14 protein-coding genes are annotated in these 13,715 nt (G+C 69.3%); 3 read left to right on the top strand and 11 right to left on the bottom strand.

Annotation, left to right across the window (positions count from 1 at the left end; genetic code table 11):
- Positions 1-317: 317 nt before the first annotated feature.
- The 6 genes from hisH to AB0H76_RS38965 all read right to left on the bottom strand — a co-directional run bounded on the left by hisH (position 318) and on the right by AB0H76_RS38965 (position 5,085).
- On the bottom strand, positions 318-953 hold the full coding sequence (gene hisH / locus AB0H76_RS38990) for an imidazole glycerol phosphate synthase subunit HisH (protein ID WP_357332768.1): 636 nt from the start codon (positions 951-953) through the stop codon (positions 318-320).
- Positions 950-1,597, bottom strand: a complete 648-nt coding sequence (gene hisB / locus AB0H76_RS38985; RefSeq protein ID WP_357332766.1) for an imidazoleglycerol-phosphate dehydratase HisB — start codon at positions 1,595-1,597, stop codon at positions 950-952. The genes hisH and hisB overlap by 4 nt, the downstream gene beginning before the upstream one ends.
- Positions 1,594-2,727: a histidinol-phosphate transaminase gene (locus AB0H76_RS38980; RefSeq protein ID WP_357332764.1), complete on the bottom strand. Its 1,134-nt coding sequence runs from the start codon at positions 2,725-2,727 to the stop codon at positions 1,594-1,596. Before AB0H76_RS38980 ends, hisB begins: the two co-directional genes overlap by 4 nt.
- Positions 2,724-4,061: a histidinol dehydrogenase gene (gene hisD, locus AB0H76_RS38975; RefSeq protein ID WP_357332762.1), complete on the bottom strand. Its 1,338-nt coding sequence runs from the start codon at positions 4,059-4,061 to the stop codon at positions 2,724-2,726. Before hisD ends, AB0H76_RS38980 begins: the two co-directional genes overlap by 4 nt.
- Before the next feature lie 133 nt (positions 4,062-4,194).
- The gene (locus AB0H76_RS38970; protein WP_357332760.1) at positions 4,195-4,620 is read right to left on the bottom strand and encodes a hypothetical protein; all 426 of its coding nucleotides are present in this window, start codon (positions 4,618-4,620) and stop codon (positions 4,195-4,197) included.
- A 75-nt stretch (positions 4,621-4,695) separates the two neighbouring features.
- Positions 4,696-5,085: a peptidoglycan-binding domain-containing protein gene (locus AB0H76_RS38965; protein WP_357332758.1), complete on the bottom strand. Its 390-nt coding sequence runs from the start codon at positions 5,083-5,085 to the stop codon at positions 4,696-4,698.
- Between the two features lie 144 nt (positions 5,086-5,229).
- Here AB0H76_RS38965 and AB0H76_RS38960 point away from each other — a divergent pair, with 144 nt between their 5' ends.
- Positions 5,230-5,811 carry a TerD family protein gene (locus AB0H76_RS38960; protein WP_357332756.1) on the top strand — a complete coding sequence of 194 codons (582 nt, stop codon included), beginning with the start codon at positions 5,230-5,232 and terminating at the stop codon, positions 5,809-5,811.
- On the opposite strand, the gene AB0H76_RS38955 is transcribed toward AB0H76_RS38960, so the two are convergent.
- The 5 genes from AB0H76_RS38955 to AB0H76_RS38935 all read right to left on the bottom strand — a co-directional run bounded on the left by AB0H76_RS38955 (position 5,812) and on the right by AB0H76_RS38935 (position 11,889).
- Entirely contained in the window at positions 5,812-6,414 is a 603-nt protein-coding gene (locus AB0H76_RS38955; protein ID WP_357332754.1) for a maleylpyruvate isomerase family mycothiol-dependent enzyme, read from the bottom strand.
- A gap of 52 nt (positions 6,415-6,466) precedes the next feature.
- Positions 6,467-8,005, bottom strand: coding sequence for a protein kinase (locus AB0H76_RS38950; RefSeq protein ID WP_357332752.1), 1,539 nt, complete (start codon positions 8,003-8,005; stop codon positions 6,467-6,469).
- A 172-nt stretch (positions 8,006-8,177) separates the two neighbouring features.
- A complete protein-coding gene (locus AB0H76_RS38945) occupies positions 8,178-9,917 on the bottom strand; it encodes a penicillin-binding transpeptidase domain-containing protein (RefSeq protein ID WP_357332750.1) in 1,740 nt (579 codons plus the stop codon).
- A gap of 55 nt (positions 9,918-9,972) precedes the next feature.
- Positions 9,973-10,833, bottom strand: a complete 861-nt coding sequence (locus tag AB0H76_RS38940; protein ID WP_357332748.1) for an arylamine N-acetyltransferase — start codon at positions 10,831-10,833, stop codon at positions 9,973-9,975.
- Between the two features lie 72 nt (positions 10,834-10,905).
- The gene (locus AB0H76_RS38935) at positions 10,906-11,889 is read right to left on the bottom strand and encodes a prolyl oligopeptidase family serine peptidase (protein ID WP_357332746.1); all 984 of its coding nucleotides are present in this window, start codon (positions 11,887-11,889) and stop codon (positions 10,906-10,908) included.
- Between the two features lie 184 nt (positions 11,890-12,073).
- Between AB0H76_RS38935 and AB0H76_RS38930 the strand changes: the two genes are divergently transcribed.
- Positions 12,074-12,517: a TerB family tellurite resistance protein gene (locus AB0H76_RS38930; RefSeq protein WP_357332771.1), complete on the top strand. Its 444-nt coding sequence runs from the start codon at positions 12,074-12,076 to the stop codon at positions 12,515-12,517.
- Positions 12,518-12,533: 16 nt separating this feature from the next.
- Positions 12,534-13,712 carry a winged helix DNA-binding domain-containing protein gene (locus tag AB0H76_RS38925; protein WP_357332744.1) on the top strand — a complete coding sequence of 393 codons (1,179 nt, stop codon included), beginning with the start codon at positions 12,534-12,536 and terminating at the stop codon, positions 13,710-13,712.
- The last annotated feature ends 3 nt before the right edge of the window (positions 13,713-13,715 follow it).

Genomic DNA, 13,715 nt, shown 5'->3' with positions numbered 1-13,715 from the left:
CGGGGGGTATGAAATGGCTGGCACCAATAAATTATTGGCACTGACATTCATCGACACACTATTGAGTTCTCAAAGAACACACGCACACACATCCGACCGCGATTTACTCGAGGGCTTCTGTGAGGCAGGGTTCAAAGCTTAGCTGATTCAGTCTCGATAACAAAATCGGACTTTCCGAACCAACCGGATGTTCAGGCGCTCCTCGTACTACCTCGTTTCCCAGGCCGTTAGGCTCCGGGTCGGTGTCCGTGTCGCTCTGACTCGAATAAAGTTACGTAGTCACGGGAATAAAGTCAAATCGCCTGGCCAGAGCGATTTTACAGCGAATTGATCCAGTTCCGGAGCAACTGCGCGCCCGCATCGCCGGATTTCTCCGGATGGAACTGGGTCGCCGACAGCGCACCGTTCTCCACCGCGGCCAGGAACGGGACGCCGTGTTCGGCCCAGGTCAGTTTCGGCGCCGCGAAGTGCTCGCTCGCCGGCAGATCCCAGGTCTGGGCCGCGTAGCTGTGCACGAAGTAGAACCGGGTGTCGGCATCCAAGCCGGCGAACAGCACGCTGTCGGTGGGTGCGGCCACGGTGTTCCAGCCCATATGCGGCAGGACCGGGGCCGAGAGCCGCTCCACGACACCCGGCCACTCGGCGCAGCCTTCGGTCTCGACGCCGAACTCCACCCCGCGCTCGAACAGGATCTGCATCCCGACGCAGATGCCGAGCACCGGACGACCGCCCGCCAGCCGCTGACCGATGATGCGTTCCCCGCGCACCTTGTGCAGGCCCGCCATGCACGCCTGGTAGGCGCCGACGCCGGGCACGACCAAACCATCTGCCGCCAAAGCGATTTCAGGATCGGCGGTAACCTCGACCTCGGCCCCGGCGCGAACCAGCGCGCGCTCGGCCGAGTGCAGATTGCCGGAACCGTAATCCAGCAGAGCGACGGACTTCGGATTCACAACGTCCCCTTCGTCGAGGGGATGCCACTCACCCGCGGGTCGTACTCGACGGCGGCGCGCAGCGCCCGCGCCACCGCCTTGAACTCCGCCTCGGTGATGTGGTGCTGATCGCGGCCGTAGAGCACGCGCACGTGCAGGGCGATCCGCGCGTTCAACGCGATCGACTCGAAGACGTGCCGGTTGATGACCGTCGAATACGACGCTCCCGCACCGACACTCGGGATGATGGTGTGCAGCATGTGCTCCGGCTCGCCGGTGTGCACGCAGTAGGGCCGGCCCGAGACGTCCACGACCGCCTGGGCGAGCGTCTCGTCCATCGGGATGTAGGAGTCGCCGAAGCGGCGAATGCCCTTCTTGTCGCCGAGGGCCTGCGCGAGCGCCTGACCGATGACGATGGCGGTGTCCTCGACCGTGTGGTGGGCTTCGATCTCGATATCGCCCTTGGCCTGCACCGTCAGGTCGAAGCTGCCGTGCTGACCGAACGCGGTGAGCATGTGGTCGTAGAACGGCACTCCGGTGGAGATGTCGGTCTTGCCGCTGCCGTCGAGGTTGAGCTCGACGACGATGCTGGATTCCCGGGTGGTGCGTTCCACCCGCGCGATTCGGTCCATGCTCGCTTCCTGGGTTGCTTCGGCCTCGGTCATCGGGCGATCAGCTCCTCGTGCACAACTTTCGCGCTGACCCGGAGGAATTCGTCGTTCTCGGCGGCCAGCCCGATGGTGGCGCGCAGGTACCCGGGGATGCCGACGTCGCGGATGAGCACGCCGTCGTCGAGGTAGCGCTGCCAGGCCCGGGGCGCGTCGGCGAAGCGGCCGAAGAGAATGAAATTGGCGTCGCTGGGCAGCACCTCGTAGCCCAGCTCGCGCAACGCCGCGGCGACCCGATCGCGCTGGGCCGCGAGTTCGGCCACGCTGCCGAGGGTTTCGTCGGCGTGCCGCAGGGCGGCGCGCGCGGCGGCCTGGGTGACGACCGACAGGTGATACGGCAACCGGACCAGCAGCAGCGCGTCGATGACGGCGGGCGCCGCGGCCAGATAACCCAGCCGCCCTCCGGCGAACGCGAACGCCTTCGACATGGTGCGGGTGACCACGACCTTCGCCGGGTAGCGATCGATCAGCGTGATCGCGCTCGGCGCGGCGGAGAACTCGCCATAGGCCTCGTCCACCACCACGATGCCGGGTGCCGCGTCGAGGATGCGCTCCAGATCGCCGAGCGGAATGCTGTGCCCGGTCGGGTTGTTCGGGCTGGTGACGAAGACGACGTCGGGCCGGCGCTCGGTGATGCAGGCCAGCGCGTAGTCGATGTCGAGGGAGAAGTCGCCGCTGCGCTTGGCCTCGATCCATTCGGTGTCGATGCCCTCGGAGATGATCGGGTGCATCGAGTAGGACGGCACGAAACCCAGCGCGGTGCGGCCGGGGCCGCCGAAGGCCTGCAGCAGCTGCTGCAGGATCTCGTTGGAGCCGTTGGCCGCCCAGAGGTTCGCGACGTCGAGGGCGACGCCGGTCTGCCGGGTGAGGTACGCGGCGAGATCGGCCCGCAGGGCGACGGCGTCGCGGTCCGGGTAGCGGTGCAGGTCGGCGGCGGCCGCGCGCACGGCTTCGGCGACATCGTCGACCAGCGCCCGGCTCGGCGGGTGCGGGTTCTCGTTCGTGTTGAGCTGCACCGGCACCGTCAACTGCGGTGCGCCGTAAGGCTTCTTGCCGCGCAGGTTCTCGCGCAGCGGCAGGTCGTCCAGGGTCGCGCGCGAGCCCGGGATCACGATCTCCGGTGTCATGACAGCGCCTCGAACCGAACCTGCACGGCCTGGCCGTGCGCGGGCAGGTCTTCGGCGTCGGCCAGCGCGACCACGTGCCCGGCCACGTCCTGCAGCGCGGCCTCGGTGTACTCCACGACGTGGATGCCGCGCAGGAAGGTCTGCACGCTCAGGCCTGAGGAGTGCCGGGCGCAGCCGGCGGTGGGCAGCACGTGGTTGGAGCCCGCGCAGTAGTCACCGAGGCTGACCGGTGCGTAGGCGCCGACGAAAATCGCTCCGGCACTGCGCACTCGGGCCGCGACGGCCGATGCGTCGGCGGTCTGGATTTCCAGGTGTTCGGCGGCGTAGGCGTTGGCCACGCGCAGGCCCTGGTCGATGTCGTCGACGAGCACGGTGCCGGATTGCTTGCCGGACAGCGCCTCGCGCACCCGGTCGGCGTGCTTGACCACCGGCAGCTGCGCGCTCAGCGCGGCGTCGACCGCGGCGGCGAGCTCGGCGCTGTCGGTGATCAGCACGCTGGCGGCCAGCACGTCGTGCTCGGCCTGGCTGATCAGGTCGGCCGCGACGTGCGCCGGGTCGGCGGTGGCGTCGGCCAGGATCGCGATCTCGGTGGGGCCGGCTTCGGCGTCGATGCCGACCAGCCCGCGGCACAGCCGCTTGGCGGCGGTGACGTAGATATTGCCGGGCCCGGTGATCAGGTCGACCGGCTCCAGCTGCGCGCCGTCGGTGTCGGTACCGCCGTAGGACAGCAGCGCCACCGCCTGCGCGCCGCCGATGGCCCACACCTCTTCGACGCCGAGCAGTTGCGCGGCGGCGAGGATGGTCGGGTGCGGCAGCCCGCCGAACTGGGCCTGCGGCGGCGAGGCGACGACCAGGGATTCGACCCCGGCGGCCTGCGCGGGCACCACGTTCATGACGACGCTGGACGGATACACGGCGTTGCCGCCGGGCACGTACAGGCCGACCCGCTCGACCGGCACCCAGCGTTCGGTGACGGTGCCGCCGGGCACGACCTGCGTGGTCTTGTCGGTGCGGCGCTGATCGGCGTGCACCTTGCGGGTGCGTTCGATGGCGACTTCCAGCGCGGTGCGCACGGCCGGATCGAGTTCGGCGAGGGCCTTTTCCAGCTCGGCGGCCGGTACCCGCACGGTGGCGGGGACGACGCCGTCGAACTTCTGGCTGTACTCCTGTGCCGCCTCGACACCCCGGTCGCGGATCGCCTCCACCACCGGGCGGACATGATGCAGCACCGAGTCGACGTCGACTCCTCCGCGCGGCAGCGCGGAGCGCAGCTCGGCAGCGGATGGAGTGCGACCGCGCAGATCAACGCGGGCGAGCTCGATGCGGGGTGTCATATCGGGGTGCGGTCCTGTCTGGTGGCCGGTACTTTTCCGACCACCAGCCTAATGGGCCGCACCACCGGTTATCCGCACCGGCCAGCCGCGGCACCCTACGCCGTGCCATGGCTGTGACCTGGCTCTCAGCCTGTCAGCGCAGGCGGGTGTAGACCAGATCGAAGTCGTGTTCCCACTGCGAGCCGTCCTCGGACTTCTCCCAGGTGCCCTGGATCTGCGTGCCGTCCGGCTGGACGATCGCGTGGAAGCGCTGATGGAAGCCCGGCGCCTCGCGCCAGACGCGCCAGGATCCGGCGGTATCGAAGGTCATCTGATAGACGCGGGAGACGCCGCGCACATCGTGGTGCAGGACGGTCAGCACCAGATCGTCGTCGTCGACGCCGACGATCCAGGTGCCGTTCGGGCCGGGATCGGGCACGGTGTTGCGCACCATCAGGTAGCCGCCCTCCTCCAGCCATTCGATCCGGGTGTGGCCCTTGGGTCCGGCGAATTCCGGACTGTCCACCTCCCACTCCCCGACCAGGATGTTCAGAGGCGCTAGCGCTGCATTGGGTGCCATAGGTTCTATTGTCGGCGCGACTTCCGGATCGTGCGCGGAGATCGGCCGCGGCGTGCCGCCGCGGCCGCGGGTTTCTCAGTAGGCGGCGTGGTAGTCGCAGTCGCCGCGCCAGTTGCATTCGGCCTGGATGGCGCCCCAGGTCTGCGGGCCGACCTTGCCGTCGATGCCGATGCTCAGGCGCCGCTGGAAGGCTTCGACGTGCCGCCGGGTCTGGTCGCCGAACTTACCGTCGACGCCGGTGCCGTAGTAGTAGCGCAGGAACGACTGCAGGGCGGCGACACAGCCCGCCTGGTTCTGCACGCCTTGGACCAGGTACGGCCGGTATACCTGGCACTGGTTGATCGACGGCGCCTGCGTCGCCGACGCGGGCGCGGCGGCCAGCGCCAGTCCGCTCAGCGTGGCCGCGCTCACCGCGACGGCGGCGATCAGCCGGCGGGCGCGATGCGGCGTGGTGGTTGTTGTCATGGTCTGCTCCGAATCTTGCTGCGACCCGGGATCTCCCGGGGTGCGACCGACCCCTCGACGGTCGCACTGGGTCCAGGCTAGAAAGCGAAGCTCAGGGTTTTCTTAGGCAAATCTCCAGGGCGGATTCCCCGCTACGCTGAAGGCATGATCACGCTCAAGAAAGAAGACGGCGCCGCGGATCTCGCCGGCATCACCAAGCTGAGTGTCGGGGTGAGCTGGGATCCGTCCGCCGGTGCCAGCGGCGGCATTCTCGGAATCGCCAAGCGTAAGAAAGGCGTCGACCTCGATCTGATCGCCATCCTGATGCAGGGCAGCGAGCCGGTGCGGTTCGCCGGGCTGGATTCGTTGGATCCGCTGGGCAACGGCTCGGTGCTGCACTCCGGTGACGAGCAGACCGGCGCCGCCGCCGGCGACGACGAAACCGTCCATGTCACCTTCAATGATGTCCCCAGCGCTATCGACGGCATCATCTTCGTCGCCGCCGCGTTCAAGAAGGGCACCTCGTTCGAGAAGGCGAACAACGTCTCGTTCAAGATCTACGACGCCACCGGCGGCGGCACCCAGCAGGTCGCCGACATCTGGCCGTCGCTGCTCGGCGGGGACAACGCCAACGCCATCGCCCGCGCCTTCCGCAACGGCAATGTCTGGCAGCTCGAGGTGCTCGATCGCAAGGGCAAGATCAAGCAGGGCGACAAGCAGGCCCTGTTGCGCTTCGCCCTGCAGTAATCACCCGCAGCGGCGACGCAGTTCCGCGACGCCGTCGCCCTGCAATTCGTCGAGGACGACCGGGCGGCCGCCGACGGCCAGCACCAAGGCCTCGCCCGGTCCCCGGACCTCCGGCCCGCTGCCCTTGGCCCAGTCCAGGTCGGTGGCGACGAACCGCAGGCCCTTCGTGCGCTTCCAAGGGAAGGCGAAGGGGTCCGGGTGGTCGAGCACCATGCGCAGGCGATCGGCCGAGATCGTGCGCGGCCGGCCCAGCGGGCGGCGGATGTCCTGCTGGTGCACAACGGTATCGGCGAGCACCAAGGTGGGGCTGAACTTCGAGAGCTTGCCGCCGCTCGACTCCAGCTTGTCCACCAGCTGCTCGGTCGAGAGGGCGCGCGCCTTGCGCACCAGGTACGCGTTGGTCTTGTCCACGGAGAATCCGTTGCGCGCGAGGACCGCACCGTAGGCCGGCACTCCGATGTCGTCGGACAGCAGGTGCCCGACCACATCTCGCACCTGCCAGCCCGCGCACAGCGACGGCGTCTCCCACTCCGCGGCTGTCAGCGTGCGTAGCAGCGTGACCAGTTCCAGGCGCTCGGACGCCAGCAGTTCTCGGATACCCATGCCGGAACGATAACCGGCACAGCAGGTTTCGAAACTCCACCCGGGGCGGAAACTAGACGTCGGAGCGGGTCTCGCCGTCGATCAGCAACTTGCCGCCACTCTGCACGACGTGCACCACGACCGGCGCGGTCTGCCCGGACACGGTGACCCGGGCGATCCGCATATCGACCGACCCATCCGGGTAGGCACGACCGTCACCGGTGATTTCCGCGAACGACTGGACCACCCGGGTGCTCCAGTACTGCCGGAAGGCCTGCTCACCGCCGTACTTCTTCTGCGCCGCCGGCGTGAGCAACGCGAAGTTCGCGCCCGGGTTGTCGTAGAACTCCTCCAGCATGGCCCCGGCCTCGCCGATGTCGACCTTGCCCGTGCTCGGCGTCTTGCCGAGCTCCGGCGCCGGCGCGGTGGTGGTCCCGGCCCGAGTGCTGGTGGCAGGCGAATTCGCCTGCGCCGACGGCGTATTCCCGTCGGAGGCGGAGAACGCGCCGATGGATAGGCCGATCGCCGCGACGATCGCGCCGATGGTGGCGCCGATCAGCACCGCGCGCCGCTTGCTGCCGGACTTGCGCGGTGCGGGCTGGCGCTGATGGGACGCGGTGCGCGGGTGCGCGGCGGTATCGGGGTGCTGGTTGCGCGGCGGCGCGGGCAGCGGACGCGACTGCCGCTCGGTCCGGTGCTGCGGCGGCGCGACCGGGTGCAGCGAACGGGTCGCCGAGTCGGGGGCGCCGACCTGGCGGCGCGCGTAGGCCTCGGTGGCGGGGACGAACGCGGCGTGCACCGCGTTCGAGCCGGAGTCGGCCAGCGTGGACAGCTCGTCGTAGGCCTCGCGCATGGTCGGCCGGTCCCGCGGGTCCGGGCTGAGCAGGTCGAGCAGCAGGTCGGTCGCGGGGCCGGCGTTGCGCGGCTCGCTGACCTGGCCGTTGGCCGCGGCGTAGAGGACCGCCAGCGGATTCGCGTTGGCGCCGTAGGGCGGTTCGGCCTCGAGCGCGTGGAACAGGGTGGCGCCCAGGGCGAAAACGTCCGAGGCGGGCGTCGGATCGGCGCCGCGCGCCATTTCCGGCGCGAGGTAGGCGGCGGTGCCGCAGATCAGGCCGGTCTCGGTGAGGGTGGCGTCGCCGGCGGCGCGTGAGATGCCGAAGTCGGTGATCTTCACCGTGCCGTGGTCGTCGAGCAGGACGTTGCCCGGCTTGACGTCGCGGTGCACGATGCCGGCCTGGTGCGCGGCGATCAGCGCCGAGGCGACCTGCTCACCGACCCGGGCCACCTGCTGCAACGGCAGCGGGCCCTGCGCGGCGATGACCGCGGCCAGGCTGTTGGACTTCATGTACTCCATGACCAGGCACGGATCCCCGTTGTGCTCGGTGATGTCGAACACCACGATGGCATTGGGGTGCTGGAACCTGGCGGCGTTGCGGGCCTCACGGAAGGCGCGCTGGCGCACCACATCGCGTTCGGCCTCGGGCAGGCTCGGTTTGATGTGGATCTGCTTGACCGCCACCGAGCGTTGCAAGCGCTCGTCGATGGCACGCCAAACGACGCCTGTGCCGCCGCTACCAATCCGCTCGACCAGGCGGTAATGCTCCGCGATCAACTGACCGGTATCGATGGCGCCTACTCCGAACCTTCTCGAAATCGTGACATGCGGCATATTGACCACGCATGCGTTCCGGGGACGAGTGTAGCGGGAGCCCGATGATTGCTCCGCCTCAGGATGCGAATAAATTCCGCCCAGATCGGGCCGAATCCTGTCGCCGCAGGTGGGCCTAACGCCGGGCGCGCAACATCTTGCCCGCCGCGTCCACCGCGGGGCCGGAACTGCCCGCGTCGCTGACGAAAACCGCGAAGGCGAGATCGCCATCGATGCCGACGAACCAGCCGTGCGCGTGGGTGTTGTCGCCGTACTCGGCGGTGCCGGTCTTGCCCAGCAGACCCGGGATATCGCGCAGCTGAGTGGCGGTGCCGGCGGTGATCGTCTCGCGCATCATGGCCTTGATCTGATCCGGGATCGGCGCAGGCAGGGCGGGCGGCGTCCGGTCCGCGACACCCGGCTTGCCTTGGACCAGAACGGGATTCGGGACCGATCCGCGCCCGACCGCGGCGGCGACCAGCGCCATGCCGAACGGCGAGGCGGTCACCTGACCTTGACCGATGCTGGCCTCCACCCGCTGCGCGGGACTCGCCGCGGACGGCACCTTGCCGGTGACGGTGGTCAGCCCCGGTGTGACGTAATCCACACCGAGGCCGAGCTCGGCGGCCGCGTTGGTCAGACCGTCCGGCGGCAGCTTCACGCCGAGCATGCCCATCGTGGTGTTGCAGGACCGGGCGAAGGCGGTGTGCAGCGGAACCTGGCCCAGATCGAAGTTCTCGTCGTTGGGGATGCGGCGGCCCTCGATGTTTGCCGAGCCCGGGCAGGGCAGCACCGTGTCGGGGTTGACCTCCCCCGCTTGCAACGCGGCCGAGACCGTGACGGTCTTGAAGGTCGAGCCCGGCGGGTACAGGCCGGTGAGCGCGATCGGCCCCTGGCCGTCGGCGGCCGAATTCTGCGCCATGGCCAGCACATTGCCGGTGGACGGTTGCAGCGCGACGATCGCGGCGGGGGTATTCAGCGAGCTCAACGCGCCTTCGGCCGCGTTCTGCAGGTCGATGTCGAGGGTGGTCGCGAGGTCCGGCGTGGGTTTCGCGTCCGGGCCCGCGACGCGTTCGGTGCCGGTGGGCGTCTGGGCGCGCACCGCCCAGCCCGCCGCCGCGTCGGCCTCCTGCTGCCACTGTTCGGCCAGGCCGGACAGCGTCGGCGAGGTCTGCGCCTTGTCGACGGTCAGCAACCGGGTCTGCGCGGACAGCGACACGCCACGGATCGCCGACAGCGCGGCGTTGATCGGGTCGGCGTCGGCTTCCCGCAGGGTGATCGCGGTGATCGACTTGCCCTGGGCGGCGGCCAGTTCCGCGTTCAGCGAGTCGGCGGTGATACCGCTGTTCGTGGGTGCGAGGGCGGCGGCGACCGCCGCGGTGTCGGCGCCCGGCGCGAGGCTCACCACGGTGACGAGCTGCTGGGTCATCAGATCACCGCCGGTGGAGTCGAGCACGCGGGCGGCCTTCGGGGCGACCCCGGAGTAGGTCAGCGGGCCGGCGGCGAGACCGGGTGCGAGGGTCGCCGGGTCCCACTTGATCTTCCAGCCGTCGTTGTCGGAGGCCGACCCGGTGGTCTTGTATGTCCATTCGTTCTTGCCGAACTTCCAGGTGGCGGCGAGGGTGAAGGCCTTGTCGTCGGTCGACTCGACGTCGAAGGTCACCTCTTTGCCCAGACCGTCGTAGAGCTGGGTGATGGTCGCACTCGCCTTGGCGGGGTCATCGGTGAGCGCCGCGGCCGCGGCCACATCGTCGCGATTGAGGGCATCGGCGAACTCCTCCGCCACCGCGTCGGGCTGATCCGGCCCGGAACTGCATCCGGCCAGCGCTAGCGCGGCAGCGGCGGACAGGGCACCGATCTTGTAGAGAGTGCGCACCTTCGCGACTGTATCGGCCGGCGCCGACTTTGCTGGTCAACCGCGAGGTGAGAGTTCAGTTACGCCAGGGCGCCTCGGTGAGCCGGGTCGCATCGGCCGGGTCGAGATCGATGTCGAAGACCTCCGAGAGCAGTTGCGGCAGCTCGGCGGGCCGCACCTCACGCACCTCGACGCTGCCGTCCGGGTACTCGGCACTGAAGGAGAGGTCGTCGAGGACGTAGTGCACGCCGGGGTGGAAGCGCTGCACGAACGGGCGGGTGGTGAACGGGGAATGCGGTGAGGTGGAGACGAAGTGGTTGCCCACCCGGAAATCGATGCGGTATTGCGGATTCAGCGTGAAGGCGTGGCGGTCCACCCAGCCGTCCCGGCCGAACTGGTGCAGCACCCACAGCTCGCCGTCGAGTTCACCGCGGGTGCGTTCCAGCCGGAAACGCCACTCCCCCGCCGCGATTTCCGCGGGGCTGTCGACCAGTTCGAGGGCTTGCAGCGGCCCGGCGCCGAAGCCGACGTCGACCAGCCAGACGCGGTCGTCGTCGGAGGTGGTGACGCGCAGCAGCGCGTGCGTGGCGGGCCGCGCGCTCTGCGCGCCCAGCGTGACCCGGCCGCTGAGCCCGGTCACGCCGAAACCGAGACGTTCCAGCGCCGCGGCGAGCAGCTGCACGTTCTCGTAGCAGTAGCCGCCGCGGCGGCGGCGGATCATCTTGTCCTGCAGGGTGTTCAGATCCAGGTCGATGCCGCGGCCCAGGATGATCTCCAGGTTCTCGAACGGGATCGAGGTGGTGTGCAGGTAGACCAGCCGCTGCAGCGTCCGCACGCCGGGCTTGCGCTCGCCGTCGAAACCGATGCGCGCGAAGTAGGCGTCCAGGTCGAGGTTCGCGCCGTCCCAGTGGTAGGAGGGGTCGGTCGGCTTGCTCATGGTCGCTTCCTCATTTCGTCGGCCGGGTGTGCTCGCGGACAACCACCGTGCGCCGGAAACTGTTCCGGGTGTTCAGGCCGCGCATTTGGCGAGCTCGGGCGCCGGTGGCGCCGTCTGCACGCCCTGCGCGATATCGATGACGTAGTCCTGGACGGAGCCGGTCACCGGTTCGGCGTCGGTCACCAGACGTTCCACCACGCAACCGCCTTCGAAGAAGGCCGGGCCGACGCTGTGGTCGCCGGGCACCACCGTGCCGTCCAGGCCGCGCCCCGACACCACCGTGTACATGGACAGCGGTGTGCCCGCCGCCGCCAGCGCGTCCCGCATTTCGGTGCTGGCCCGGAACGGGATCACGTCGTCGCTGGTGCCGTGCACCAGGAAGGCCCGGTCGACGTCGATCTTGTGCGCCAGCAACGCCGGTGAGCGTTCGTAATAGGACTGCGGGCACACGATGGGCGTGCAGCCGCCCGCGTCGCGTTCGATCTGCCGACGCAGACCCGGCGCGATCTTCGGCGCCTCCACCCACATCGTGAAATTGTCGGCGGGGCCGTAGTTGTCGACCCAGTAGTCGAACAGCCCGCGCGGGCCGTGCGCGAGCGCCAGACCGCTGGTGATGCCGCCCTGACTCCAGCCCCACAGCACGGTGCGCTCGACCGGCTTGTCCCTGGTGTACCACTCGGTCGCCGCGACGATGTCGCGCCAGCCCGCCCACAGGTTCCAGTCCCCGGTCTTCCAGGTGCTCGTCGCGTTGCGCATGTCCATCACCAGGAACGGGGTGGCGGTGCGGCGCGCGATGGAGGTCAGATAGTCGGCCAGATCGCCGGAGGAACCGCCGTGGCCGTGCACGGCGACCACCAGGTTTCTCGGCTGCAGATCGCCCGGCGTGCAGCGATAGGGCTCGTAGACCCGCCCGGTCGCTTCCTCCCCGTCGACCTGCAACGAAACCTGACGCACCGCGATCCGCACGTCGCAGTACGGTTCCGCCGCGGCCGGTCCCACGGCCAGCAATCCCAGCAGCGTGGCACACGTGACCAGTACCCCGATTCCACGTCGCATTGCATGAATAATGCCAGGTGACGGGGCCGGATCCGGGGCAATGACATGCGGCCGATCCCAATTCGATTGCGGGCGCGCGGTACTCGCGAATGGTCTGCTAGCGTGCGACCGTCTACTACCGGGGAGCTCGGCCATGGCCTTCTTGAACAAGATCATTTCCAACGCGCACACCTTCAGCCGGCTGATGGACGTAGTGGACAAGGCGCCGCACTGGCGCAAGCAACTACTGGCGAAGAAGAACGACCTGCGCGGCGGCACCTTCCGCGACGCCGTCATGGGCATGTGCGCCCTGGTCGCCGCCGCCGACGGCAGCGTCGCACCGGACGAACGCCTGCGCGTGGCCGGCCTGCTCGGCACCGACCCGGTGCTGCAGAACTTCCCCGCCGAGGAACTGCGCGCCCTCTTCGACGACAACTGCCAGCGGATCACCGCCGACCCGGCGTTCGGGCGCGCCCATGTGCTGCAGCAGATCGCCAAGGCCGCGGGCAAGCCGACCGAGGCGCAGGCCGTCGTGCAGATCGGCATCATGATCGGCAACGCGGATGGGAACTTCGATCCCGCCGAGGTCGCCGCCGTGCGCGAGGCCTGCCAGGCGCTGCGCCTGGACGCTGCCCAGTTCGGCCTGTAACCGCTACTCTTCGCCTATGCGTTCGATAGATGCCGCGCAGCGGCGGGCCCGGCTGGGTGTGCGGCACCGGCTGGCCTACGAGCACCGGGCCGCCGACGCCACCGAGATCGCGCGCTCGATGGTGGTCCTGCACGCCACCGATCCGGCGACGGTCTTTCTCTCGGTCGGCGCCCGCGGCCGCGATCTGGTGCCCGCCGATGTCGAGAAGGCGCTCTACGACGACCGCACCCTGCTCCGGATGCTGGCGATGCGCCGCACCATGTTCATCGCGCCGACGGAACTGGTTCCGGCGCTGCAGGCTTCGTGCGCGAACGCGCTCGCCGTCAAGCAGCGCCGGACCTACGGCAAGTTCATCGAGCAGGCGGGCGTCATCGACGGTGACGTGCGCGCCTGGCTCGACGAGGTCGAGGCGGAGACGCATCAGACGCTGCTGTCGATGGGCGCCGCCACCGGCGCGCAGCTCGGAAAGGCGGTGCCGCGCCTGCGCACCCAGGTGAATCCGACGCCGGACAAGTCCTATGCGAAGCCGACCAACATCACCACGTGGGTGCTGGTCACGCTGGGCGCCGAGGGCCGGATCGTGCGCGGCCGGCCCAACGGCAGCTGGACCAGCAGTCAATACACCTGGGCGCCGATCGAATCCTGGCTGCCCGCGGGCGTTCCCGAAATTCCGGCCGAGGCGGCGAAGGCCGAGCTGGTGCGCAAGTGGTTGCACGCCTTCGGGCCCGCGCCGATCGCCGACCTCAAATGGTGGACCGGCTGGGGGCTGGGCGAAGTCCGCAAGACGCTGGCCCAGTTGGACATCGCCGAGGTCGAGCTCGACGGCGGCACCGGTGTCCTGCTGGCCGACGATCTCGAGCCGGTGCCCACCCCCGAGCCCTGGGCCGCCTTCCTGCCCGCGCTGGACCCGACGCCCATGGGCTGGCAGTCGCGCGAGTGGTATCTCGGCCCGCACGCACCCGCCCTGTTCGACCGCAACGGCAATATCGGCCCCACCATCTGGCTCGACGGCCGGATCGTCGGCGGCTGGGCCCAGCGCAAAGACGGCGAAATCGTCTGGCGCCTACTGGAAGACACCGGCGCCGACGCCCGCGCGCTGATCGAGGCCGAGGCGGAACGCACGACCACCTGGTTCGGTGCGGTGCGCGCGATCCCGCGCTTCCGGACACCGCTGGAGCGCGAACTCACCGCCTGAGCC

Source organism: Nocardia sp. NPDC050712, from assembly GCF_040654295.1.
GTDB lineage: Bacteria > Actinomycetota > Actinomycetes > Mycobacteriales > Mycobacteriaceae > Nocardia.
Note: the sequence above shows the minus strand (reverse complement) of the source record. Positions and strands in the feature narration are given on the sequence as shown.

Excerpts from the sequence above, each read along its gene's own strand:
- hisB (WP_357332766.1), bottom strand. The coding sequence starts at position 1,597 with ATGACCGAGGCCGAAGCAACCCAGGAAGCGAGCATGGACCGAATCGCG.
- AB0H76_RS38980 (WP_357332764.1), bottom strand. The coding sequence starts at position 2,727 with ATGACACCGGAGATCGTGATCCCGGGCTCGCGCGCGACCCTGGACGAC.
- hisD (WP_357332762.1), bottom strand. The coding sequence starts at position 4,061 with ATGACACCCCGCATCGAGCTCGCCCGCGTTGATCTGCGCGGTCGCACT.
- AB0H76_RS38970 (WP_357332760.1), bottom strand. The coding sequence starts at position 4,620 with ATGGCACCCAATGCAGCGCTAGCGCCTCTGAACATCCTGGTCGGGGAG.
- AB0H76_RS38965 (WP_357332758.1), bottom strand. The coding sequence starts at position 5,085 with ATGACAACAACCACCACGCCGCATCGCGCCCGCCGGCTGATCGCCGCC.
- AB0H76_RS38960 (WP_357332756.1), top strand. The coding sequence starts at position 5,230 with ATGATCACGCTCAAGAAAGAAGACGGCGCCGCGGATCTCGCCGGCATC.
- AB0H76_RS38955 (WP_357332754.1), bottom strand. The coding sequence starts at position 6,414 with ATGGGTATCCGAGAACTGCTGGCGTCCGAGCGCCTGGAACTGGTCACG.
- AB0H76_RS38940 (WP_357332748.1), bottom strand. The coding sequence starts at position 10,833 with ATGAGCAAGCCGACCGACCCCTCCTACCACTGGGACGGCGCGAACCTC.
- AB0H76_RS38935 (WP_357332746.1), bottom strand. The coding sequence starts at position 11,889 with ATGCGACGTGGAATCGGGGTACTGGTCACGTGTGCCACGCTGCTGGGA.
- AB0H76_RS38930 (WP_357332771.1), top strand. The coding sequence starts at position 12,074 with ATGGACGTAGTGGACAAGGCGCCGCACTGGCGCAAGCAACTACTGGCG.
- AB0H76_RS38925 (WP_357332744.1), top strand. The coding sequence starts at position 12,534 with ATGCGTTCGATAGATGCCGCGCAGCGGCGGGCCCGGCTGGGTGTGCGG.